At 49.1% G+C, this 25,254-nt stretch carries 14 protein-coding genes and 2 pseudogenes; 6 read left to right on the top strand and 10 right to left on the bottom strand.

Annotated elements, in window-relative coordinates; all coding sequences use genetic code 11:
- Positions 1-83: 83 nt before the first annotated feature.
- The 5 genes and pseudogenes from ACYVH9_RS30325 to ACYVH9_RS30305 all read right to left on the bottom strand — a co-directional run.
- Positions 84-488 (bottom strand): annotated as a pseudogene (locus tag ACYVH9_RS30325) (discoidin domain-containing protein); the annotation flags it as partial.
- Between the two features lie 140 nt (positions 489-628).
- A complete protein-coding gene (locus ACYVH9_RS30320) occupies positions 629-3,862 on the bottom strand; it encodes a discoidin domain-containing protein (RefSeq protein ID WP_460640210.1) in 3,234 nt (1,077 codons plus the stop codon).
- Between the two features lie 149 nt (positions 3,863-4,011).
- Positions 4,012-7,524 carry a GEVED domain-containing protein gene (locus ACYVH9_RS30315; RefSeq protein WP_460640209.1) on the bottom strand — a complete coding sequence of 1,171 codons (3,513 nt, stop codon included), beginning with the start codon at positions 7,522-7,524 and terminating at the stop codon, positions 4,012-4,014.
- Positions 7,525-8,342: 818 nt separating this feature from the next.
- Positions 8,343-10,778 (bottom strand): hypothetical protein, encoded by a 2,436-nt coding sequence (locus ACYVH9_RS30310; RefSeq protein WP_460640208.1) that lies wholly within the window; start codon positions 10,776-10,778, stop codon positions 8,343-8,345.
- 602 nt (positions 10,779-11,380) lie between these two features.
- Complete coding sequence (locus ACYVH9_RS30305) at positions 11,381-12,931, bottom strand: Ig-like domain-containing protein (RefSeq protein ID WP_460640207.1); 1,551 nt, start codon at positions 12,929-12,931, stop codon at positions 11,381-11,383.
- Positions 12,932-13,285: 354 nt separating this feature from the next.
- Here ACYVH9_RS30305 and ACYVH9_RS30300 point away from each other — a divergent pair, with 354 nt between their 5' ends.
- Entirely contained in the window at positions 13,286-14,242 is a 957-nt protein-coding gene (locus ACYVH9_RS30300) for a ParA family protein (protein WP_460640206.1), read from the top strand.
- 155 nt (positions 14,243-14,397) lie between these two features.
- Positions 14,398-15,342, top strand: a complete 945-nt coding sequence (locus ACYVH9_RS30295; RefSeq protein ID WP_460640205.1) for a hypothetical protein — start codon at positions 14,398-14,400, stop codon at positions 15,340-15,342.
- 1,039 nt (positions 15,343-16,381) lie between these two features.
- Here ACYVH9_RS30295 and tnpA read toward each other — a convergent pair.
- On the bottom strand, positions 16,382-16,780 hold the full coding sequence (gene tnpA, locus ACYVH9_RS30290; RefSeq protein ID WP_460640204.1) for an IS200/IS605 family transposase: 399 nt from the start codon (positions 16,778-16,780) through the stop codon (positions 16,382-16,384).
- A 35-nt stretch (positions 16,781-16,815) separates the two neighbouring features.
- Here tnpA and ACYVH9_RS30285 point away from each other — a divergent pair, with 35 nt between their 5' ends.
- Positions 16,816-17,322, top strand: coding sequence for a nuclease/transposase family protein (locus ACYVH9_RS30285; protein WP_460640203.1), 507 nt, complete (start codon positions 16,816-16,818; stop codon positions 17,320-17,322).
- A complete protein-coding gene (locus ACYVH9_RS30280) occupies positions 17,267-17,863 on the top strand; it encodes an RNA-guided endonuclease InsQ/TnpB family protein (protein WP_460640202.1) in 597 nt (198 codons plus the stop codon). Before ACYVH9_RS30285 ends, ACYVH9_RS30280 begins: the two co-directional genes overlap by 56 nt.
- A 434-nt stretch (positions 17,864-18,297) precedes the next feature.
- Here ACYVH9_RS30280 and ACYVH9_RS30275 read toward each other — a convergent pair whose 3' ends face one another.
- On the bottom strand, positions 18,298-19,575 hold the full coding sequence (locus ACYVH9_RS30275) for a replication initiation protein (RefSeq protein ID WP_460640201.1): 1,278 nt from the start codon (positions 19,573-19,575) through the stop codon (positions 18,298-18,300).
- 2,187 nt (positions 19,576-21,762) lie between these two features.
- Here ACYVH9_RS30275 and ACYVH9_RS30270 point away from each other — a divergent pair.
- Entirely contained in the window at positions 21,763-22,035 is a 273-nt protein-coding gene (locus ACYVH9_RS30270; protein ID WP_460640200.1) for a helix-turn-helix domain-containing protein, read from the top strand.
- A gap of 21 nt (positions 22,036-22,056) precedes the next feature.
- Positions 22,057-22,296, top strand: a complete 240-nt coding sequence (locus ACYVH9_RS30265; RefSeq protein ID WP_460640199.1) for a hypothetical protein — start codon at positions 22,057-22,059, stop codon at positions 22,294-22,296.
- Positions 22,297-22,428: 132 nt separating this feature from the next.
- Here ACYVH9_RS30265 and ACYVH9_RS30260 read toward each other — a convergent pair.
- The 3 genes and pseudogenes from ACYVH9_RS30260 to ltrA all read right to left on the bottom strand — a co-directional run.
- A pseudogene (locus tag ACYVH9_RS30260) lies at positions 22,429-22,671 on the bottom strand (integrase core domain-containing protein); the annotation flags it as partial.
- A gap of 16 nt (positions 22,672-22,687) precedes the next feature.
- Positions 22,688-22,918, bottom strand: a complete 231-nt coding sequence (locus ACYVH9_RS30255; protein ID WP_460640198.1) for a DDE-type integrase/transposase/recombinase — start codon at positions 22,916-22,918, stop codon at positions 22,688-22,690.
- Between the two features lie 94 nt (positions 22,919-23,012).
- On the bottom strand, positions 23,013-24,536 hold the full coding sequence (gene ltrA, locus ACYVH9_RS30250) for a group II intron reverse transcriptase/maturase (RefSeq protein WP_460640197.1): 1,524 nt from the start codon (positions 24,534-24,536) through the stop codon (positions 23,013-23,015).
- Positions 24,537-25,254: the final 718 nt, after the last annotated feature.

Genomic DNA, 25,254 nt, shown 5'->3' with positions numbered 1-25,254 from the left:
ACTCTATTATACCGGGAATCGTTTACATAAGCGATAGGGTTTGAACCCAGGCTAGGAAGGCTATTAGGGAAGGTGACAATCATGAATCGGCGACCACGATCCTTCCCAGTGTCCGTTCGGTTCCTAATAACGATTCGGTCAATGTAATAATCGGCCCCTAAATCAATTTGGAACCATTCTCCCGAGGGTGAGTTAACCGTATTATTGGTATGCGCAAAGGTGGCTGGATTTCCATCTGTTAAGTTGGAGTTAGGATAGAGCGTTGCATTGTACTGAGTTGATGAAAACACTGGTTTACCTGACGCAAGGTTTGTCTGTGCTTGTACAGACGAATTTATTCCTAACAGGAAAACAGCTATCGTGAAGGCCAAACCATGTATAAGCCCTCCCGGTGATGTCCATCGTAGAGATTGGATCGCAGTCCATAGCCTAGCGAAGGATCCGGTGGCCGCCCAGCCCGTAGGGACCTTAGACAGCTCACACTCCATCTGGTATCTGTTCATGGCGTTTCCAACTGGGTTTTGACTTGTATACAGTGTACTCATGGCAATCGTTGGCCTTTGCTGATCATCAATTTTAAGATTCAAGGCAGCCCCGGGCCGCACATTGACAGCGTTTTGTTGCTTCATCATTGTTGCACGGTTACAGGTACTGAGATGGGCTGGCTGGTACATCCGTTGGCACCCGTAGCCGTAAACTGATAGGTATAGCTAGCCGGCGGCAGCACTTCCTGAATCAACACGGAACCCGTGCCCGTGCCCGTAGCGGTGCCGGGGGTGTTCGGGGTTCGTGTCCAGTTGATAGCTGTTGAGCTGGTCGGAGCAATGGCGCGCACCGTTACCTGTTCCAGATTACAAACCACCGACGAGGTAGGAATAATCTGTAATTGCGGTACCGGATTGACCGTCACCAGAACTGTATCCTGATCGGTACAGTCTCCTCCGCCCGCACTTGCCGACAAATAATAAACGATGGTTAGCGGTCCCGTTCCATTGTTGGTGAGTACCCCTGTGTTAATACTGGTTCCCGTTCCGGTTGATCCGTTGCTGCTGCTCCAGATAACCGTGGCTCCGTTTGATCCACCCACCGATAAGGTCGTGGACTGACCCGAACAAATGGTTAGGCTTGGACTACCCGTAACGGCCAGTACGGGCTGGGTGGCGATGGTCACCGCCGTGGTAGCCGTTTGGGAACATGCCGAGGTAACATCCGTCACCACGAGCATATACAGGCCACTGGCGGCCGTAGTCGCGTTCGGAATGGTGGGGTTTGGCTGGTTGCTGTTGAAGTTATTAGGCCCCGTCCAGGCATAGGTAAAGTTTCCACTACCTCCCTGCATAAACGCGTTCAGCTGTAAGGTATTGGTTGCACACACCGGACTGTTGCTGTTGGCAGCCAGATCGAAGCAGCAGTTCTGTACGACTGCCTCAACTACCGCCGTGCCCGAACAACCACTGGCATCGGTGACCACGACAGTATAGGTTCCACTCTGGGTGATGGCCGCCGTAGCCGACACCGTTGGGTTAATTCCCGATCCGATGTAGCCGTTGGGTCCACTCCAGGTGTAAGTGTAGGAACCGGTGGGTGTGGCGGTGGCCGACAAACTGAGCGGAGAACCCACACAAACCGTGGCACTGCTGGCTAGAGCCGTTACGGTCAGTCCCGGTGTGACAACGATCTCACAGGTGATGGTCGTGGAGGAAGGACACGAAGCGGGGGCGGGTGAGTCCGCCCAGATTTTATAAGTATAGGTCACCGAAGTAGGTCCGGTGTTGGTGAGGGTTTGGCTGATGTTCCCCGTACCACTGGCGGGAGCCGGGGTGGCTGGGGTGCGCTCCCAGTGGATGGTTGAGCCGGGAATAGTGACATCGAAGGTGATGGCCCCCGTCTGGCCCGAACAAATCGTTTGCGAGCAGAGCGAGGGTGTAATAACGGGCCGGGGATTGACCGTGACGACGGTTGTCACCTCATTGCTGGCACACACCGTACCGGATGTTTGAGCCGTGTACGTGTACGTGGTGGGACTTGATGGTGACACTGCAGGTGGTACGTCGATGACATCCCCAAAACCGGAAATATTACCGGGCTGACGAACCCAACGAACCTGCGTAGCGGGAGTTGTCGAATAAGTAATGGTGGCCGTTTCGCCCTCACAAAGGGTCAAACTGGAAACGGCGGTCAATGAGGTTGCATTAATCGGGATCTGGTAATCTTCCACCTCACCATCAAAGGCCGGGTTAGTAGGAGTATTGACCGTAATGTTCGGATCGCTGGTAAGTCGGATGCGGGCGATTCGCGTTCCGGCCGTCAGCCCGGTAATCCCCGTCCAGGTGAGCAGGTAATTGCCCGTCTGATCGGCAGCAACGACCGGAGCGGCTTCCGTTGCTTCAAAGATACCGTTCTGATTAAAGTCAATCCAGCCATACAGTTTGGCACCGGTGATATTGATATTATGGACCGCTACGCTAGCGGTGATGGTCGAATTGCCCGCGCAAATGGTGGGAAATGTCACCCCGTCTTCATCGTCCTGATTGGTGTCATCGTCGTTGCTGGCGCTGGCCGAGGCTACCCCATCGGTTTCAGCGTCAACCAGATTTCCCATTCGCAGCAGCACATTTCCGTTAAAATCCGTTTTGATAATGTGCCCGGGTCCCAGTTGGGCTTTGGTCACACCGTAGGTAGAAGGGGCATCTCCAAAATCCAATCCGGCGCAGAAGGCAACGTTCTGGCCTAAAAAACCCGCATAACGGGGACCCGATTTTGTGTGCACCACAATTTCATTCATCCCTAATTGCCAGTTATTGGACAGCACCGTACTGGCCTGATTGGCAATATTAAAGCCTGAATACGTATAGCTTCCCGACGCCTGAGGCAGGTTGGTTTGAGGGGCCTGCCCGACTCCATTGACATACACGTTTTGGACCTGATTGTCGGCCAGAAAATTCAATTGCAACCGGAAGGCAGACAGAATGTACGGATCTGAAATAGTAAACCGGTAGCGAAAGAAATAATCGTTTAGGGCTGCTCCCTGTCCTGATTGCAAAACGTCTTTTGCATAGGCAGTCATTGCAATCCAATCCGCATTCCCAAATGGGCTCGGGCTCCATAGAACCGATCCCGCAATAATTGCTGGCTGGAAAACGGCATTGGCCACACTGGCTAGAGTTGCCCCGGAGTTATTACCCACATGAGCAACATCCCAATTGGCATCAAACGTCCGGACCGTTCCCGTAGCGTTTCCAGAACTGCTGGTTCCCGTATTCAACAAATTGGCATTCTGGCAGAATACATCGGGATAGGTAACGCTGGAATTACATACGATGGGTAAAAGCTCGACTGCGGCCGCAACATTGGCGACATTGTCCCATACCGAAGTAACAAAGATTCGCATGTAGCGAGCCGTTACGGTAGTCGGAAAAAGGATCTGCCTGGGAACCCCGGCCGGTAAGTTATCCGATGGATCCACAATATCATTTGGAATCACGCCACTAATAATGGATGTGAAATTTATCCCGTCCGTACTTACTTGTACACCATAATTTTGGAAGTTCCCTCCGCTTCGCTGATCTGTTCTCGGGTAATACACAAACCCCGCCAACGACAGATTATTCCCGTAATCAAATGTGATCGTTTGGTATTGTCCTGTTGCGAATGAAGTGGGTGTACTGACCCAGGCACCGGCCGGGGAGGTTAAATCCCCATCGATCATTCTACTGGCAGAAGTCCACGCTTGTGAAGGGGCTGTAGCCGTCCAGCCTGGTTGTGGCCGTAAAACCGTCAGGTTGTTGTTGGTACATTGGGCCTGTACGCTATGCAGCGAACCGGACAGCCATACCAAGGCAATCAGGCCTACTCCAAGCATCCTGGAAAGAATTTTTCTTTGCGTAGCAGTCGCTGCAGCAACAACGATCAAGATGCAAACGACACACAGCCGATTTGCCCAACAGGATGGGTGTATAATAAACTGTTTTTTCATGGGGTTTAAATAGCTCTTATCCATCGTGTTCTCGTTTACTGCTGCACCGTTACCGGCACATTCATCGGTTGGCTGGTACAACCATTCGTCCCTGTTGCCGTGAATTGATACGTGTAACTACCCGCCGGTAAGGTTTGCTGGATCAATACCGTACCGGTGCCACTCCCACTAGCGGGGGGCGGATTGGGGGTGTTCGGAGTTCGCGTCCAATTGACAGAAGAAGTAGCGGGGTACACGTTTGCGGTTATTTTCACCTCTTCAATGTCACAGTAGACCACCGACGATGGCGTTACCTGTAACCGTGGTTCGGGATTGACCACCACCTCAACCGTTTTTATGTCCGTACAAACTCCGCCAGCGCTCGCGACAAACGTATAGGTAATCGCACCGGGGACGGTTCCTGCATTTTGTAACACCCCAGTATTGATGCTTGTCCCCGTACCGGTCTGCCCGACCGTGTTCGTCCAGGTTACGGTAGTCCCATTGCTGCCTCCCACACTCAGCGTCGTACTTTGTCCGGAGCACACCGTCAGGCTGGGACCCGCCGTAATGGTTAGACTAGGTTGGGTGGCAATGGTTACTGTGGTCGAAGAACTGGCCGTACAACCAGCCTGATCGGTTGCCTGCACTGTATATAATCCGCTGGCAGCGGTTGTTGCATCTGGCAAGGTCGGATTCTGGTTCGTATTACTGAATCCATTCGGACCTGTCCAGTTGTAAGTGACCGTTCCGTTGGCTCCACCCGGTGTGGCAAACAAACTCAGGGTATTTGTGGCACAAACCGGCGAATTACTGTTTGCGAATACCGTCAACTGAGCCCCCGAAATTATCGCTTCCAGCGTTGTGGTACAGGTTTGGCTCGTAACGTCCGTAATGACTATGGTATAACTGCCCGGTGCCAGATTGCTCAGAACCGCTGGGCTAGCAGCCAAGGCCTGATAAGCTCCGCCATTCAGTCGATATTGATACGTGCCACTGCCGCTATAGGTGATCGTGAAGGAGCCATTGGGTGTGGTACAACTGGTAGAAGGTCCCGCTACCACACTGGCTGTCAGGTCGCAGCAGTTGCTGATCGAAACCGGTACTGTAGCCGTACCCGAACAACCCGAGGCATCGGTGACGGTCACCGTATAGCTGCCATTGTTGGTCAAAGCTGACGAAGCAGCTACCTGGGGATTGGCACCCGTACCCACATACCCGTTAGGGCCCGCCCAGCTATACGTATAAGTTCCTGCCTGGGCAACACTGGCCGACAGGCTCAGGGGTGATCCCACACAAACGGTAGCACTGCTGGCTAGGGCCGTTACGGTCAGATTACACGGCAGTGTACAAGCCGAAACGCTTACGGGAATGGCAACATAAGGTCGGCAGCTCGGATCGGTGGGCGTTGGGCTAATCCGGGCGTAGACATAATAGGTGCCCGGTGTAGTTGGAAAAGCGACATCGGTCAGTGTAGCGACTCCACTGGTGGATGTTGCAGCGCCCAGAACCGCCGTTGGTGTTCCGTAAACGGCGGCAGCGGTGGATTGTTGGGTCGTGAAATAAACAAACTCAACTTCTTCAGGAGCTACCGAGGTCGTATTTACCTGCAACACACTTAACGGATCTCCGGCGCAAACCAGGTAATTTGGATCAATCAGCGTTAAGGTTGGGCAGCCGCATACATGGATTGGGTCCGGTGGATACATCTGGTAGCAACAGCCCGTGATGCCGCTGACATTCTGACCCACCGTCACCCCGGTCGGTGCCGGATTGGCGGTTGAATACGCGAGGGTATAGATGTAGTAATCACCAATGGCCTGCGCCGGGAAAGTTGGTGTTGTTTGTATAGACAGGATTGCACCCGTGGAGGAGGTCAGCAAATAACGCACCGTTATTCCGGCTCCCGGCGTGAAGGCCGTTCCGGTTATGGGTTGATTGTCGTAAAAATCGCAGCAGCCGGGGGCATTTACGGCTAGAAGCGTATCGCCGATACAACTTAGGAAATTCTGATCCCGCACGAAGATTCGATAGCCTCCCCGCCCTAAATCAGGGATTGTATACGGGCTGGCAAAAGGCGTATAAGTTACACCGTCCAGGCTGTATTCGTAACTTCCTGTACTACCCGTGGCGGTCAGGGTAATCGAGCCATCGGCAACGGAGCAACTACTGGCATCGGTCGCTACCGCAGCAAAGGAAATAGGGGGTAAAATAGTAACGGGATAATCTTCTACTTCACCATTGTTTAAAGTACCGGTTGGCGAAACAAAATTTGTCGTACTGACCCGTAAGCGAATATAGCTTTGTCCAGCCAAAACGCCTAGTGTTCCCAGATTCCCCCAGGTCAGCGTAGCTACGGTCGAGGCATTGGTCGAATCATAAGGGATATTGACACTGGTAAATTCGCCTGTATCAAAGGTGCCGTTTCGGTTAAAATCAACCCAGCCACGCAGGTAAGCCGTCTGACCAGTTGTGTTATGAACCGCTACCGTTAGGCTATAAACGTCTGAGCATTGAACCAAAATAGGAGGAGCGCTAGCCAGACCGTCTTCATCATCAACGCCATTGGTGTCGTCGCCATTGGCCTGGGTCCCGGTGGGCTGTCCATCGGCTTCGCCATCGGCGGCAACAGCTCCAATAAACAACGTACTCGTTGGTTTGTGGGCCGGACCATTGCTGCCAATCGTTGTCGCGTAGCTATTAGGCGCATCCCCAAAATCACAGAGAACGGAAAGTGGAATTTCAGCCTGAACGGACGTATTTGGTAAAAAAGTCCAGTTATCAATATAGCGCTCATTTCCCCATGTATTTTGCGTGAAATTAGGGCCAGGTATCAGCTCTCCAATCCAACCATGCGCTCCAACATTAGGCTGAGTGTTCACTGCTGTCCCCGTTCGTGGGTTGGTGACCGATCCTCTACCCGAAGCGGATAAGTTTCTATCGTTCCAGTACAGAGACCAATCGGGTGCACCTGGTCCGTTTAATCGGGCAACCCGAATTCCATTGGTTAATTTTTCGACATCGTAGTACGTAAAATGAATTTCGCCAATTTTATCGATTAAAATCCTGGCTTTCATGTTAGTCGCGCATCCCACAACGTTGCCCGCCCCATCCAATCCATCCCAAATGATTGAATTGGATCCTGCTTGTACGTTAAAAGGAATCGTTCGATCGATTGCATCTGTGTATATTCCGTTGTTATTAACATCTACCTGAAAATTAGCATTACCGGCATAATTGGTAATGGAGGCCGAAAAAAAGCCTGCAGCTGGATTCCCAATGGTTGAGGGAGTAAACGAAAAACCCGAAATGGTCGGTGTAGCAGCTAAAGGAGGTTGTAGCCATTCGGTTACAGTTTGCCCCGTTGCCGAATTAAATCGGGGAGCCGATGCAGGCAGGGTGGCATCGATCTGTGTATAAAATTGCTTATAAAGTCCTCCGCACTCCTCATTAGATGTATATCCGGTGCGTGTATCCTTGCTTTCGTAAACAGAAACGCAAGTTCCACTTTTCCGAATACCGTACCGGGTTGTTAGCAGCGTGGAGCCAACCCCGTTGTAATCCCTCATTTGTACCTGGTATTTATAACCAAACTCGCTTATCATATAGAGCCAGAAGGTAGCTCCTGGATCAGAGCTAAGCTGACGTACATTAAGTATCTCAGTATATACCCTTCCATTGATAGAGGTACTGCCAGAAGCCGGCAATACTCGAATGTCGTAGGGATTTACCTGGACTGATCCATAGTTTATGGAAAAATCAAAATCAAAGGTCCATATACCTTCTGTAGGCGCTGTGACAGTAACTGTGCTTGACCTGTTACCTGTAGTTAAATTGAGGGCCTGCGAATGAAGACCTGTAGGTGAATAGATCCGGAAGTTAAGCGTAGAAGCCGCATTACTTCCGGGAACCGGTGCAATAGTAAAAGTGTATGAAATTCGTTCGCCAGCTTTAGCATAAACGTATATTTTCTGATCGGCTTGAAATCCTATGTTATACGCCGTGGTTAAATTGGTAGATCCGTCTGCCAATGCGGTTGTTACGGGGCCAGCTAACAATAGGCTAACTAGCCACAGCAATTGCCACAGCCCTTTTCTAAGCGTTAGGAGACCAATCACACTCCGTAGAAAACGGGTCTTATGATCAGCTTGCTGACCAGTGAACGGTCTTTGGCCCAAGCCCCGCTGAAAGCGTTCCGTTACGAAATGACGCTTTTCAACTCGGCTGGTTATTTTCTCCTGTCCGCCCATACGTTGAACCAGGTTGTCCAATTTAGCTGAAACAATCGAACTCATAGTTTTTTGATTGTTAAGCGCTTTCCATTGCTAGAAAGCGTTAGGTATGATGGCTTTCGCACCAATTTATATAGCTGCTTATGCTGCTAGGACTAATCTTTAACTAAAGGAATAGAAACGGGACAATCAGATTGCTCCAATTGTACTAATTGCTGATCGACACACCTTGTGTTTACTTTATCCCGAACAACAACAATGTAATTTCCGCCAGATAAGGCGCTGATTGATAACGGGTTTTGGGTTAAGTCGGTGTAAGTCTGTCCTCCATTCAAGCTATATTCATAGACCCCATTACCTCCCGTAGCCGCGATGGAAATCGAGCCGGTATTAGGAAGGCAGGGGTCTCCATTCTGGGAGGTTACCGTTGCCACTACACTGGCCAAGTTGTAACTAAGTACCTTATTGACTACCACGGATGTACAACCCGTCGTAAGGTTTTTCGCCACGGTTTGGTAAGTGCCTACCGTCAGGTTGCTGAACAGGAATTGATTCGCGGGACCAAAATTCTCCCCGCCATCGATACTAAATTGATAATTCGTTAAGGGAGTCGGTGCCGTAAACTGAATTGAGCCTCCCGTCGGGTTACATTCCGACATATTCGCGATTGTGCTTTGCGGAGCTGGCACCGCTGGGAGCGCATTCAGCGTCACCGTGACAACCGGGGATGTACATCCCGAATTCAGGTGCATAGCCTGTAATTCATAGGTACCCGGCAATAATTCGCCGAATAGGGCCTGTCCCTGTACGCCAAAATTTTCTCCCCCATCAATACTAAATACGTGGGTAGCTAGGGCCGGGGCTGTAAACTGAATGCTCCCATTCGGATTATTACAATCTGAGGTGTTAATGATTGTTGACGTAGGCGAAGCTACGTTAACAACCGGGGCTACGGCTCGAAGGGCTGTTGCCGATACGCAACCGGTCGCGATACTTTTGGCCGCCGTAACATAATTTCCCGGGGATAAGCTATCGAAAGTGACCTCAAGAGGGTTGCCGAAGGCATCCACCCCAAAAACACTAAATACGTGATTATTTACATTGGGAGCCGTAAAAGTGATGGTACCTGTATTTGCCGTACAACTTGACGGGGTGGCCGTGCTGGTGGGGGCTGCTGGAATCGCGGTGGCCGTAACACTGATGGTTTTAGTCGCTGTGGCTGTTGTCAATGAAACACAACCGGTCAACACGCTGCGTATTACCGTTTTATACGTTCCTGGGGCTAAATTGTCAAAAATACGGTTTCCTGCCGCACCAAAAGTTACCCCACCATCGATACTCCACTCATAATTACTTGCCGGACTAAAGCCTGTAAACAAGATGCGTCCGTTGGGATTTGTGCAGTTGCTTACCGCCGTTAAGGATGAGGTTGGCTCAGCAGGGGGGGCAACATAGCCAATCGTTTTGTTGGTAATTGTCGATACGCAACCGGTGTTGTTATTTTTGGCCCGTGTAGCATAAGTACCCGCTGCCAGATTAAAAATGCCGGATACGCCCAGTGCGGCATACGTTGCCCCACCATCGACGCTGAACACATGGGAAGCGGGAGCGGGGGCCGAAAACGTTATTGATCCGGTTGGTGCATTACAGTTCGAATTTGCTACTGTACTAGTTGGGGTAGCCGGAGCGCCGGTAATGATTAAGGTTTTGGTGGCTGCTGCCGTCGTTAGCGAGACGCAACCCGTCACGGTGCTTCGTGCCACCGTTTTATAGGTTCCCGGGGCCAAGTTGGTAAAAGAGGTTTGGCCTGCAGCTCCAAAGGTAGCTCCCCCATCAACACTGAATTGATAACTGGCTACGGGGGTAGGAGCTGAAAACGTTAACACTCCGTTCGGGTTGTTACAGTTGGTGATGTTTGTCGAGCTAGAGGTTGGCGCCGAGGGTGCAGCCACATACCCAATCGTCTTGACCGTCACCGTTGATACGCAGCCTGTACTCGCATTCCGGGCAACCGTGTTGTAGTTGCCCTGGGCCAGTCCGGTAAACGACGTGACACCCGTTGCTCCAAATGTTGTTCCCCCATCAATGCTGAACTGATGCGTGGCTGGCGTTGGGGCTGTAAACGTAATGCGCCCCGTTGGGGCATTACAGTTGGTTGCTACTACCGTGCTGGTCGGCGTTGCCGGAGGATTAGTAATAGCGATTACTTTATTGACAATGGATGACTGAATACCTGAGGTAAGATGTCTGGCTCTTGTCTGGTAGGTTCCGGGGGCTAGGTTAAAAAAGCCAAGCTGACCCTGTACCCCGTAGGTGGCTCCTCCATCGATACTGAACACAACGTTAGCGCCTTGGGAAGTAAACTGTAAGCCTCCATTAACCGCATTACAGTTCGTAACATTGGTTACGGTAGACACTGGATTGGCGGGGGTTTGCGCCCAGGATTTACTTACGAACAAGAGTATCGCTAGCCCCAGTACTCGAAAATAATGAGCTGCCGTCCAACGCTTCTTCCCTAAGACGTTTTCGCCTGAGGATGCCAATGGTTGGGGTTGCAACTTGCACAACGGGTAAAGTACACTATGTTTCATACGTACTAAAGGTTTCAAATTCGCTATACATCAAGAGTAGACGTTATTTTATTAGTCATATCTTAATTCCAAAAATGGAGAACTGTCAGAGCGGATAATTTTCACTTTTCTGTTTAAAGCCACTGAGAGATTTACGATTGGTTAACCAAGGATTATTGAAGTGTAACTTACTGTTAACCAATCAGATAACTAGTATCAAAAATATAGCTTCACTCACAACTAAAATCCATTATTTATTTGATTGATCATACATATTACTCTTGATATTGTTTCTCCATTCTGAAATTTTATACTGGGCACACCACCAAATTCCCCCTTAAATCACGTCAGTTTGTCGATGCCATTGCCAGGTGACTTTCTTTCATTCGTGTGGCCTTTATCAGGCGACTTGTCCTTTCTCAAAAGCTTTTCTTCCTGCTCATTTAATATTAGTGCATGCAGGATCTGGGCCACTAATTCTTCCCGGTGTCGGTCAGTTGCATGGTGCAATTGAACCACGGACCGCTGAAACTTTCGATTACGTTGAGATTTGGAACCCATTCCTGCTTAGAATTTCGTCAAAAAAGCTTGGATCTCGAACTATGCGAATCAACTGCTGATTCTTACCGTCCCGTTCTCGTCTTCGTAATTGTAATTGGAATACAAACGGTGGGTTTACAGCAGTCCCCATTCACGAAAATGGCCGGGCAACATCCCTGAATGGGACACTGGGCGTTGGTTGCCGTAAACGAATAACTGCCCGCTACGGTCACTTGTAAGGTGGCACCGTTAGCTCCTTGGATAGGCTGACCGTCTTTGTACCACTGAATGCCTGCGTACCCACTCGGTAACCCAATCTGGTAGACATCGCCGTCGCAGATGTTCACCGGAATTGCAATACACGCAACGCTAATATCATCCTCTGTCAAATTGTCGTTGTTGGGAGTCGAATCGGAATCCTGTTGATCCGCTTTGCTCACCTCCGCCTTGTTAAACCAGGTACCCTGAGTCGTTACCCGGGCGGTAATGATGAGCTGAACCGTAGATCCTGAATTAACGGCTCCAACCGTCCAGATACCGGTATTGGCATTGTAATTTCCATTGCTGCTCTGGAAGGTTAGGCCCGCGGGTAATAAATCTTTTACCTCTACCCCGGTTGCATTCGCTGGACCCGAATTGGTCAGCGTTAAGGTATAAGTAATTACTTCCTGTAAAGCTGGCTGGGGCTTGCTGACGGTTTTAGTTAAGGCCAAATCAATGGTTTGAACCGGAGGAGCCGAAATGGTCAGCCGCAGCCAGGCCGTGGCGCAAACGGTGGGGTCACTTACTTTACACACCCGGTACTGCAAACTGTCTTTACCTATATAGCCATTGGTCGGTGTATATACATAAGAGCCGTCGGGATTGAGCGTAATCGATCCGTGTCTGGGAGCTACCACGGGGGTAGTTGTCACGACAAGGGTTGATGGATCGATTAGGTCATTGATCCGCACGTTACCGGAAACAGAAGTATTCACACTTGTCGTGTTTTGATCATCGATCGCCTGGATAGAGCAATACTCCTGAACACATAACTGGATATTTCCAAAAACGCCCCCCGCAACAACGTCCTTGAGTTCGTACCCTTCGTTTTTGTCCGTTTTAGGAACAACCACATATTCATTCATGCCCGTTACCGGGAACATGCTGTCCGTATGCCAGACTAAGGGGAAACAATTATTTTGAATCTGTTGGGGATTGACAATATCAAACTGAATGCAGGAAACCGTTGTCCAGGTTGTCGGTACCAGGGCGGCTCCCAATTCCAATCCTTTAAACGTAAAGGTGGTATTTAAGGAAACGGTTCCTTTGGTAGCCCCAAAAGTACTACCATTTAAATTTTGTGGGCCATATCGCTGGTCTCCCGCCGGCGTGGCACTGGAGTAGTTTTCCTGGCTGACGATGGTCGGATTATTGATAATGCGGGGGTCGTAATCAAAGCGGTAATTGGCATCCCCCATCCTAAATGTGCTATCGGCCCTACTGGATTTGACCTGCAAGGCAATGACTGCTTTGCCCGTCGCACAGTTGACGGTTTTTACAGCAAACTGAACGTGGAATCTTCCCTTTTGCGCAAAAGAGGTGCTGAGTAACCCCAGAAGAAGACCCATCAGAAGGTAAAGCTTTTTTTTCATATCCAATCCTGCTTGTTAGGCATAGCTACGCGATTCGAATGCACGCGGGCATTACTTCTAATTAGACTGTTGCCCGAGAGGATGGTCACATTTTACCTGAAACAGCTTTTAAATAACTGGATCGGTCAATTGTCACGCTTGAAGCGAACATCAATTCTTAGTTCGTCGCCAAGAACTACCTCGCTCCTACCGGTTCTGCATTAACGTGGTTTGTTTTCACCTCTCTCGGTTAGCTTCTGATTAACAAGACGTACATTTCATTATTTTGTAATTGTTACGACCGTCTTGTCAATAAACATTGACATTCAAGCAACTTTTGTCTTAATTGTAGACAAAATAAAATCCTCCCCTAGCATGCTAACCCACGACGATGTCGTTCGTTTTTTACGGCAGAAGCCCGCCCTATCGCAGGCCGTGATTGAAAAAGAAGCGGGACTACCCGCCAGTACGCTTTCCAAAGCGTTGTCGGGTGACCGGGTACTGAATACCAAACATCTGTCGGCGCTCTTTCCGATTTTGCGCCGATACGGATTTCTGGAATTTTCCCAACCCAAGGCGAAGGTTATTTCCGTTATCAATCACAAAGGGGGGGTGGGTAAAACTACCACGACCCTTAACTTGGGAAAAGCACTGGCCATGGCCGGGTTCCGGGTTTTGCTTGTCGATATGGACTCCCAGGGTAACCTATCCCAGACCCTGGGACACGACGAACCCGAAAAACAGGTTGTCCATGCTCTATTGAAAAACCAACCGTTGCCTATTGTCTCCATTGGTCCCAATTATGATTTAGCACCGAGTGATCTGGAATTGGCCTACGCTGATCTGGAGTTGGTGCAGGCCGTTGGGGGGGTTAATCAGTTGCGAAATGCCCTGGCTCCGTTACGGAGTCAGTACGATTACATTTTTATTGACTGCCCCCCGGCGCTCAATATTTTCACCAATTCATCCCTGGTCGCTTCTACTTCTTGTCTGGTGACCTTACAACCCGAAGCGTCGGCCATGAAAGGGGTGAATAATCTTTTTGACCGCATCTCCCAGGTTAGAGACCGCATCAATTATGAACTGACCGTAGAAGGCATTGTCCTTACAATGGTGGATAAACGGCTAAAAGTACATAAAGATATGATGGCCTACATTCAGCAAGCCTTGGCTAGCTTTCGAATTTTTAAGACGGAAATTCGCCAGAATGTAGCCCTTAAGGAAAGTCAAGTGGCCCAACAGGATATTTTCACTTATGCCCCCCATTCAAGCGGTGCGGCCGATTACCAGAGCCTTAGCCGGGAACTTTGCGCAGACCATCCCGTACGCTGAGCTCCTAATGAATATAGGGACGATGCTAATGGCCACAACCATAAGGGTCAAAATGTCCCTTATGACTTTAAGTTTTATACATTATAAGGGTCAAAATGTCCCTTATGCTTAGCCGGTTGATCATCGGTCACTCGGACATACAAACGAGAACGATTATGAAGAAATACACCACGATGTTGGGCGCTAAAACGATTATCAAAGACCAGAGCCTGATTCGACACGAAGAGATTCGAAAAAAAATCACGATACTACCCGAATTGGAAGCGCTCATTCCCCCGCTGCACCCCACGGAATTTACTCAATTAACCGAAAACATCCGAAAAGACGGATGCCGGGAAGCGCTATTGGTCTGGGAAACTACGGAACTGGAACCCAATGATGCAGAGCCTGCATACATATTAATTGATGGCCACAATAGATATTCCATCTGCCAACAGTATGGGTTACCCTTTAAAATTCATCTGGTTTCTTTTGATTCAATGGCCGACGTTCAGCTGTATATGATTGATAATCAACTGGGACGCAGAAACTTAACACCAGAACAGTCTTCTTATTTGCGGGGCATGCGGTACTTAAGTGAAAAAGGAGAAAAGGGAAAGTACGATCGCCAGGAGCATAAGGGTCAAAATGTTCCTTCTGAATTGTCTACCTCAGAAAACCATAAGGGTCAAAATGACCCTTATGACGATTCTATTAGCGGTTCAACCTCAGAGCGGTTGGCTCAACGCTTTAACGTAAGTGAAAAAACGATCAAGCGTGATGCTGAGTTTGCCCGTGGATTAAGCCGGCTTGGACCGAATCTACGTACTTCTATTCTAAGTGGTCAGGCTAAAGTAACAAAGGGAGTGATCCAGCAGTTGAGCCGACTGGAGCAACCGCACTCCCCGCTGGAAACCTTACCGGAATTAACCAGCTTGTTTCAGGACTTATTGCCCCCCCCTATCGTCTCCGACCCATCAACGGATGAAATGGTAGGGCTAAAAAAACAGCTGGCCCAGCTAATCCGCAAACTAGATCGTAAACCGGCCAAAGGAGCCGCTGTTTGTGATGAGATCATCCGCTGCAGCCAGCAACTCAAACAACTCCTGGAAGCAAAATAAGCCAACTAGTTTAAAAAGCTTAGAATCAATAGGAGCCGTTTTGCCCGATCCTGAGCTTTTTAAACTTTAACAGTTTTGCGGATTCTTTCCTCAAAGAGCGATGGTAATAAATGAAAGGTAGCCGCAAAAATGCAAGCAGTGTGTAGTCAAGTCTGCCTTGATAGTTCTGTGTCACAAGATACGGTTTTACACATTGAATGGCGTAGATTGACACGCTACAGACTTCACCACATCAATAAATGAAAACTATAACCTAGATGACATTTATGAAAAATGTACTTTCTAACCTTCCGATTTAGCTGCCATTATCTATAAAAAATGACCGAAGCTATTACAAACTCGTGTTCATGGGTGCTTAGTAGCCTTTCAAGCTTATGAAGCTATACTATTCTATTTTACACCCTATTTCTAGATGATGGTCACAAGAATATATGAAATAATGAATCTTCAGATTTGCCTTTGAAACCCGCCATATCCCTACATTCATTACTCATGAACGGAGATAATTCCATGGAAAAGTTCCTTAGAACGTGTTCGGGAATTATCTTTGGTAAAACAGTTAGACACGTTGAAGCATCAGTTGAATATTAGCTAAGTACAGCCAACGGACCGAAGATAATACCGTATACTTGTAATCTTTGAGGATTCGGCGGAAGTAATTTGTCCAGGCAATGGTGCGTTCCACGACACAGCGCTTGGTGATAGGCACAAAACCTTGGGCCGATTCGGGCCGCAATGCCTACTCGAAATCAATCGACCAATCAGCTAAGGCTTGGGCAAAGACACCAGTATAGCACGAGTCGCCATCCACTTTTTTTAGCCGTTCGCCCACTCGCCAAAGTAGATCTCCAATTAGTGAAATCGCAGCCGGACCATCCGCCTGATGGGCAGCATGAACACTCGCTATCCAGAGTCGGCCTTGCGTATCGACAACAATCTGTCGCCTATTCACCCGTTTATGAAAAAGGAGCGTAAAACTCCGCTCTTTAGGGCGGGGGTATAAGCGCCGGTTGCACGTAGCGAACCAAGGGTTTGTGGGTTAGCGGTTTTTCTGTTCTTCAATATACCGGGTGATAGCTGCAGCCGAAATGCTTCCGATAGACTCACAATAATACGACCGGGACCACAGAGCCGGCAGTTTCGTTTTGAGCCACGGAAATTCTTTCCTTAACTCAAAAGACGTTTTCCCTTTGAATTGAGACACGATGTGGTTAGGGCTGTCGGTTGGACCACATTTAACAAACACATGAACATGGTCGGGCATCACCTCCAAGGTGGCAATTTCCCATCCGTGCTCTTTGGCTACCCGGTTGACAATTTCCTTGAACCTGATTTCAACATCATCCGTCAGGACCTTACGGCGATATTTAGGGCACCAAATCAGGTGGTAGCCGATGTTGTAAACGCAGCCGCGAGACGAATTTAATTTCTTTTCCATGTTGTAAAGTTAATGTTTTTCATTAACTTTATGTAGTGAAGTTAACAACTCTGCAATACAGAATCAAAGACGAAACGGCGGGTAAGCATCTGGTCAAGATGGGGTACTCGGTCAATTTTGTCTGGAATTACTGTAACCAGAGTAATGCCGAACGGTGGGCTAAATTCCGAAAAACCTTCTCCGCTTTTGACCTCAACAAACTGACCATTGGTTACGCCAACGACTTGGGGGTACACTCTCAGACGGTTCAGGCCATGTGTGAAGAATACGCCAAAGCCTGTAAGCAATTCCGCAAAACCCGGTTGTCATGGCGAAGCCGGAAACGCTCTTTGGGCTGGATTCGCTTCAAGGCAACGGGCGTGAAAGTTCAGGCAGACTCCATCACCTACAACGGCTATACGTTCCGCTTTTGGAAGTCTCGACCTGTTACCGGTACGGTTCGGATCATTTGCTCAGGACTCTCAAGGTCACTGGTACGTCAATTTAGTGATCGAGTCAGCCGAAAAGCCACGAATCAAAACCGGCAAAGAGTGTGGCATTGACTTGGGCTTTAAAACCCTTCTGACGCTATCGGACGGTATGGCTTTTAGTCGGGAAAATCTCACCCGACAGTACGAACATCAAGTAGCAATGGCCCAGCGTGCCCGGAAGAAAAAACGGGTAAGAGCCCTTCACGCCAAGATTAAAAACACGCGAAAAGACTGGACCCACAAGGCTAGTACGGCGATTGTGGGGGAATATGACCGGATTGTAGTAGGCCATGTGAGTTCTTCAAAGTTACTAAAGACCCGGATGGCTAAATCCGTATCGGATGCTGGTTGGTCAGCCTTCAAATTGATGCTTACCTATAAAGCCATTGGGCTTGGTGTCGAGGTGAAAGAGGTCAATGAACGTTTCTCAACGCAAACATGCTCGGACTGTGGCGAACGCTGCGGTCCGCGTGGACTCGGTTCGTTGGGAGTAAGACAGTGGGTTTGTTGTTGGTGTGGAACGCGGCACGATAGGGACGTTAGTGCGGCCCGGAATATCCTGCTGTCCGCTTCGGGCATGAAGCGCCAGTTAAGGGAATCCCCGCGCCTTTAGGCCGGGCAGGATGTCAAAACGAAAAGTTTTGGAAGAAAACCAGCAACAGCATATCCTATGTTTGCCTTTTTTATTTAATTGTAGAAGACCCAGGGATAAAAACTTAGGATGTTTACGTCTTGCTTCAGATACCCTTGCTTATCCGTTCATACCGCTCCGTTGGCCATATTGGCTGATGAGCATATCCTATCGCCAATTATTTTGAATCAATCCGGTTTCAAAGCTGGCCGTCCTACCTTCTACCAATAAGTTATTAAATTGGCTTTCGCTCTGTATTCAAATGCAAAACCGGTAATCGAGCCAGGAAAGAGTAAATCATGTTGAAAACACGCTTATGTTTCCAGGCAATTCACCTTAATTTGGACGGGTTTCCATCCCACCCTTGCTAACACACTGAAAATAATTAAACTTTCCCAAGTAGTATTTGTTCGAACTCACTCTTGTTTTAAATCCGGGCATAATTGTTCCATTATTTCCAAAAAAGGGCCTATTAAAGATGGGTTATGAATGTTTTCGGCCAGATTTCGATCTTTTCGATAAAAATGGCCCAATAATCCTTTTTGCATATGGGCTTCCACCTGTGAAGCCCACTCCGGATGCTGAACAAGGGTTTCTACGGCGCGTTGAAAATGCTGCTGCATTTGCTCAGACGCCCGAAGATCGGTTTCGCTGGTTTCGTCCGGTTTCGCAACCGGGGCTTTATAAACGGGCTTCTGCGTTTTCCAAACTTCAAACTCGCTGCGAAGCTGGTCGGTCGTTAAGGCTTTGTACACAACGCCAGCTAGGGACCGAATCCGGCCTTTCTGCTGTGTTTGATCGAAATAATCCAGCACAAACCGCAAATAATCATCCGGTATTTTCCCTTGGTTATAAATGGATTTAATGTCCTGCAGAGATTGCAGGGACATTCCAATCTCATTGAGTCGCTGTTGAACCCCATCGGGTAATTCGGTATCGTCCTGGGCGACCACGGTCGGCCGGAGTAGGTTAAATTGAATTCCCACGACTTGACGTCCCACTTTCTGGGGCGTGTATTCGAACGCCATATCGGTGAAAGCGATTTCCTGCTGGGCCACATCCAGCACAAAACGCTTGAAATCCGCAAAATTGGCGTAACGGTCCACCAAATTCAGCATCTGTTTCATGGGTGTCAACTCCATTTCAATGATATCCTTGTTGAACGCGGATAGCTTTAACAGCCAATACACCCGAAATGAATAGAAGCTACGGAATCCAATTAACGTCAATTCCTGAGCACGGGTGAAATCGCCTTTCAACTCGAGCAGGTAAGGTTTGACAAAATTGTTGAATTGCGCAATGACAAAGCCAGTTCCTTCTTTGTAGCGGCAGGTTGCCATCAGTGGATTACTGACCACTTCCCGAACGCCTCTGGCATCCTTCGTCTCAACGGTAATAGAGCGGCTGACCAAGCGCATTACCGCTTTTTTTACTTGTGAGTACGTCTTGCCACCTACTTCACTATCCGGATAAAGCTCCGATACCGGGATTCGGCACATCGAAAATTCACTATCTCCCCGATTGATACGAGCTAACATGGCAACAAACAAGCGCATTTCAAGCAATGACATGTCGTATTGCGCTTTAATCAAGTCATTATGCTGGGCAACAACCCGATCGGGCCGCGTTTCTGAAATGACTTCCGTACTGGGAAACAAAGGGGTATCACTCGGACTGGTTGCTTTGCGTGACATGATCAAGATGAAGGGTGTTCTAACAAATATACAATTCTATCGAAATAGTATCTTACCCTAAAAAAGTAATTGCGAGAAAAAACCCGTTAATCCGCCTCTGAAGCCGAATTTTGCCACCTTTTAAGATTAAATTCTATCGAAAGACCCACACCAGACGGTACTTTCCTCGTAGTTTATCCATGCCCCTCAGAACGTGTTATTTACTAGCTCCCAAGAATCGGTAACTTAACCTAATGGACGGTACTTTCCTTGCAATTGACGGTACTTTCCTCGTAGTTGACGGTACTTTCCTCGCAGTGACGGTACTTTCCTCGCAATTGATGGGATTTCCCTCATCGTGACGGTACTTTCCTCGCAATTGACGGTACTTTCCTCGCAGTGACGGTACTTTCCTCGTAGTTGACGGTACTTTCCTCGCAGTGACGGTACTTTCCTCGTAGTTGACGGTACTTTCCTCGCAGTGACGGTACTTTCCTCGTAGTTGACGGTACTTTCCTCGTAGTTGACGGTACTTTCCTCGCAGTGACGGTACTTTCCTCGCAGTTGGACGGTACTTTCCTCGCAGTTGGACGGTACTTTCCTCGCAGTTAACGGTACTTTCCTCGCAGTTGGACGGTACTTTCCTCGCAGTTAACGGTACTTTCCTCGCAATTGACAGTATTAACTTTCTGATAATCAGAAAGTTATCGAGCCATAATAGTTAATAAGGTAAATTTATAATGCCTACCTAATTAGGTAATGGAGGGGCTTAAAATTTTTTCAAAAAAAAAAAGGGGGGCTGGCGCTTTTGGAAAATAGGAAACAAAGACCACCGCGACGGTACTTTCCTCGCAGTTAACGGTACTTTCCTCGCAGTTGAGAACAAACGGCTTGAAGCGGGTAGGAAAGGGATTAGATGCTTCTATTGATCCACGCACGAGTTGTCTTATTCAGCCTGCGGATAAACGTAATTCAGAAGTTCTGGTGACTTTCGGAACAGAACTAAAAGGAAGATTCCTCAAAAGTAACCCGCCGATGAAAAGAGCACCGTCGTAGAATAGGCATTAGGGTTAGGCCTGGAAGAATACTGGGCGCTGGTAGAGGAGAACCGGATGAACGAAAGCGTTGGATCATAAATCACCGGAGATGGCGATACAGAACCGACGATTTTGGCGTGTTTCCGGTGGATGCCGGCGATTCTGGCTTCAACGCTGAAGCGATACAGCCTTTTAGTAATGGAGAAACCCGCGAAAAAGGCAGTTTACGGGGCTATCGGCATCTTAGCTGGCAATTACCTTACTAAGGTAATTGCGTGGAACCAGCGGGCCGTAAAACGTTTTCTATGGTAGGTTGACGACCATCAATAGGAGAGGGGAAAAGCGGCCAAATCCTTTTTCAAGTCATCCGCTGAATTTCCATCTTATTTTTTTGGCTAGAGAGGACGATTGAGAGCGGACTTAGGTGAAATGAAGGCAAAAGGATAGTGTTGGGATCGGGACCGGTTGCGCCCGTCATCGGAGGATTTGTAAGAACGCTCGAGCGTTGTCTACCTTTGTTCTGAACCATGTAAGGCAGAATTCGCGAACTGTATGTCAGGATCGCCTTGTTATAGTTCTAAACCCTTAAAAGAAAGTCTTCACACTCACGCTATTTAGGAAGAGGGTGGTGCAAGAATCCTCATCTTGGGGAAGAAAGCCCATCCACGAATCGAGCCCGATTACGTTAGCCAGCTTTTTCATTCGATTATCATCCTTGGAATGCTTCATGCTCTTACCCAAACGGAGCGGTATGAACCGAACCTTTTTTAGTCATGCAAACAAACTCGTTGATTGTGTTAATGGGGGACCGGGTTCTGGCAAAACAGTGTTGCTAGACACCATAAAGGCTCTGGGGTTCCTGGTCATGCCTGAGGCTGGAAGAGCCATCATCCAATAACAGGTGCGTTCCGGAGGGACCGCTTTGCCCTGTGTCAATCCGACGGGCAAAGGCCGTCGGATGTTTACCTGGAAACTAGACGCTTATCGGACAGCAGAAATCGCAACGGGGCCTGTATTTTTCGATCGGGGTATACCGGACGTACTTGGATACCTGGCGCTGAACACGCTTGCCTTTCCTGAACCGATGCGCAAAGCAGCTGTTAAGTGCCAGTAAAAGTGCACAGGTTAATGGAAAAACATTTAACCTGTCCTGCCTTAAGGCAGGACGCCAATGTACCACATGGATATGTACCTCACGGTTCAGACTTTGCACAAACGGGGTACGAGCCAACAACAGACTGCCAACGAGTTGGGTATCTCCCGACATACCGTTCGCAAGATTCTTCAACGACTTAATCAGGGCATTACACAGCCTCCCCCACAAGTGCGAACCAGGAAGCTCGATGAGAGCATTGAGCTAGTTAAGACGCTCCATGAGAACGGATTGACGGCCCGGCTTATTTATCAGCAACTTTGCCAACAGCAACCACCGATCCAGACCTAGTATCGGAGCGTGGTTCGACTGGTGAAGACTGGGAAAGGGAAAGAAGTGTACGTGCCGCTCCACATTGAGGCCGGTGCCGAAGGTCAGGTTGACTTTGGCTATCTGGGTACCTTTGACTATGAAGTCAAGCCTCGTAAGGTTTGGGTCTTTGCCATGATTTTATACCATAGCCGTTATGCCTACTTTCGGGCGGTACTCGATCAGCGTGTATTAACATTTATCGACCGCCCTCGGCACGCCTTCGACGGGGCCGCCCTTTAGATTAGCAGAACAAAACCTAATTTCTAAAAGTACAATACTGAAGATCCGAGGTATGAGTGGTGAACTATGGCGGGGCGCCCCGTGGCGGCCGCCTAGTAAGTAGACTGGGGTGGTCCTGTTTGGCCGGACACTTTACTTTTGAGAGTTTGACAAAACAGTTTGGTAAAATTGGCTTTCAAAATCAATCGGTGAACAGTATCCTAACGCCGAATGCAATCGGCGCACATTATAATACCCTTCAATATAGTTAAACAACTCGTCACGAGCATCTTGCAGATTCATAAAACAGCCATCCTCCAACAACTCCGCTTTTAATCGGCCCCAGAATGACTCTGCATGAGCGTTTTGGTAAGGATTATCTGCTTCTGCCATACTTTGCTGACACCGCCATTTATCGAGCCGCTGCCGAAAAGAATGACCAAAATACTGACCACCCCGATCCGAGTGGGCTGCCGGCGCAGTGGACGATCAAACCCGGCTTGGGTTGACGCTGTTGGAGGGCCTGATCAAAGGCCTGCACAATCAGGCTTTCTTTCATGTGTTTGTCGACCCACCAGCCCACGATCCGACGGGAAAATAGATCTAACCAACTGGCTAGATAGGCCCATTTACCATCTGCCAAAGGCAAATACGGTAGAGTAGAGCAAGCGCGCCTGAATAGCTTTATAACTACCGGTTTCGCTTGCCCCCTCTCCGAACCGGACGTGCACCTTTCGTTATGCATCCGGCTCTCCAGGAACCATCATGAAGTCAGGCGGCTTCATCCATCCTCGTCGATAATGCATTACCTTCTGCCAGCCCATTTGATAGTGCTCCACCGTATGGCCCCGCCATACCTTCCATCTGGGACGGAGGCGACTGGGTTGGCGGTGTTTTAAAATCAGTTGGACATTGGCTTTTGGATACTTCTTGCGTAACCAGCGCCAAATACGATCCCGTCCGTACCAATCCAGAGTCGACAGGATTTTCTTTGCTCCGGTACAATACTTGTAGAAGTTGCCCCAACCGCGTAGGATAGGGTTCAGTTTTTGTAGCAGCTCATCCAACGACCAGCCGAGCGTAGCCCGCCCTGTCAGTTGTTTGATACGGTAGCGTAGATCCGCAGCTTTCTGTTTAGGTATCTCTAACCGAGGTGTCCAGCCATAGCGATAATCCCAACGCATGCTAACCCGATGACCTAAGAACTGAAAGCCCTCGGTTAGAGGGGTGATCTTAGTCTTTTCAGGCGAGAGCGTTAAACCCATCTTTTCCTGGAGTAGCGTTTGTAGGGCCTCTCGTTCTGACCGTGCATCTTCTTGACTACCACTTACCAGAAGGACAAAATCGTCCGCGTATCGAAACGGGAAGTATACCGTCCGACCGGCCTGACGATCCACACTTCGGGACCACATTGCGGCTTTGATACCGTCGCACTGGCGACGTTCCTGACGCTTTGTCTGATGGTTAACCCACCGTTCATAGCGTTCTTCGATCAGCCCCAAGGCTACATTGGCTAGCAAGGGAGAGACGATACCCCCCTGTGGCGTACCGGCATCGGTTCGCAGAAATTGTTCCTCTGACAGAATGCCTGCTTTTAAAAACTGAACCAGTAACTGGTTAACCCGTCGGTCAGCCGAGTGCTGCCGAATCCGGTCCATCAGCTGGTGGTGATCGATATGATCAAAACAGGCTTGAATATCGCCTTCAATGACCCATTGATAGGGCATCTCATGGCGTTTGTTATCCTGTTTATTCACCTTTCGAGGGCGCATACTCATGCGAATATGCTCCAACGCTCCATGACAGCCTTTTCCCGGCCGAAAGCCGTACGAAACATGCCAGAAGCGCGCTTCCAGAATGGGTTCCAGCACTTGTTTGATGGCACTTTGTACCACCCGATCCGCAATCGTCGGAATGCCCAGTGGACGGAATTTCCCTGGTTTGCCCGTCTTAGGAATCAACTTCCGGCGACAAGGACTGGGTTTGTAGGTTCCCGCCCTTAACTGCTGCTGAAGAGACGCTAAGAATGAGGCTTCGCCTATGCGCTGGCGAATGCTTCCGACGGTCATCCCATCAATTCCTGGTGTGCGTTTGCCCTTATTCTGGGCTACCCGACGCCAGGCTTCTCGTAAGTTACGCAGGTCTGTTAACCAATTCCATAACTCTCGATAGGCTTCGGTGGGATGTTTCTGACTCCATTGATACAGTTTTCGTTGCACGCTGAGTACCCAGGCGTAATCCGCTTGGTGAGCCAAGTCCATGGCTCGCTTCTCCGGCTTTGAAAGTGTATCGATTCCCTGCCCGCCTTCGCCATGTGAACAGCTTTCCCGTTCTCGGACTACTACGCGGACTCCGCCCTGAGAATGACCCTTCCCGAGTCGCTGTCGATAGCCTGTTTTCCTGACAGGCGGATCACTCCCAGTTCCCATGTTCCGATTTCTGACCTGTGAATCCTTAGATGGCATGCTCTACCCCTGGTGGTACGGGATGATGGCTAAGGGGAGGCTCCATCATCGAATAAGTTAAACTCATTCCTGGTTCGGCAACATCAAGGCCGAACCAATCAGCCCACAGATTCCCTCTCAGCCAGTTCTGAAGGTGAGGGTTGGTGAGTAAGTACAGAGGCTTCCAGCGCATGCTTCGTTGTCTCATCATCAATTCGGTGGTAGCCCGGCCGACAGGAAATGGCCTGTCTCCGGTACAGTTCAGGCTGCTCTGCTTATGACACCCGCTTGGCAGCACCCAGCGAGCTTTGCAGCCCCCTTCACCCCAACTTCCCTAGTTGGGGCGGGCAGTATTACAACTGCCGGTCAAAAATCAGCCGACGCAGTCTTAAAAAAAAGACTGCGTCTTTGTCTTAGCCCCCCGAAGAGTTGGACAAAATTGTAAAAACAATTAAGTCCCTTTAACTTCAGGAACAATGAGCAAAACACGACGAACATTCACCCCGGAGGACCGCTACTCCATCGTTCAAGAGTC

The organism is Larkinella harenae, from assembly GCF_054780515.1.
Note: the sequence above shows the minus strand (reverse complement) of the source record. Positions and strands in the feature narration are given on the sequence as shown.

What these genes read in the sequence shown, in the direction of transcription:
- ACYVH9_RS30320 (WP_460640210.1), bottom strand. Translation starts at nt 3,862, where the DNA reads ATGCTTGGAGTAGGCCTGATTGCCTTGGTATGGCTGTCCGGTTCGCTG.
- ACYVH9_RS30315 (WP_460640209.1), bottom strand. Translation starts at nt 7,524, where the DNA reads ATGAGGGATTACAACGGGGTTGGCTCCACGCTGCTAACAACCCGGTAC.
- ACYVH9_RS30310 (WP_460640208.1), bottom strand. Translation starts at nt 10,778, where the DNA reads ATGAAACATAGTGTACTTTACCCGTTGTGCAAGTTGCAACCCCAACCA.
- ACYVH9_RS30305 (WP_460640207.1), bottom strand. Translation starts at nt 12,931, where the DNA reads ATGAAAAAAAAGCTTTACCTTCTGATGGGTCTTCTTCTGGGGTTACTC.
- ACYVH9_RS30300 (WP_460640206.1), top strand. Translation starts at nt 13,286, where the DNA reads ATGCTAACCCACGACGATGTCGTTCGTTTTTTACGGCAGAAGCCCGCC.
- ACYVH9_RS30295 (WP_460640205.1), top strand. Translation starts at nt 14,398, where the DNA reads ATGAAGAAATACACCACGATGTTGGGCGCTAAAACGATTATCAAAGAC.
- tnpA (WP_460640204.1), bottom strand. Translation starts at nt 16,780, where the DNA reads ATGGAAAAGAAATTAAATTCGTCTCGCGGCTGCGTTTACAACATCGGC.
- ACYVH9_RS30275 (WP_460640201.1), bottom strand. Translation starts at nt 19,575, where the DNA reads ATGTCACGCAAAGCAACCAGTCCGAGTGATACCCCTTTGTTTCCCAGT.
- ACYVH9_RS30270 (WP_460640200.1), top strand. Translation starts at nt 21,763, where the DNA reads ATGTACCACATGGATATGTACCTCACGGTTCAGACTTTGCACAAACGG.
- ltrA (WP_460640197.1), bottom strand. Translation starts at nt 24,536, where the DNA reads ATGGACTTGGCTCACCAAGCGGATTACGCCTGGGTACTCAGCGTGCAA.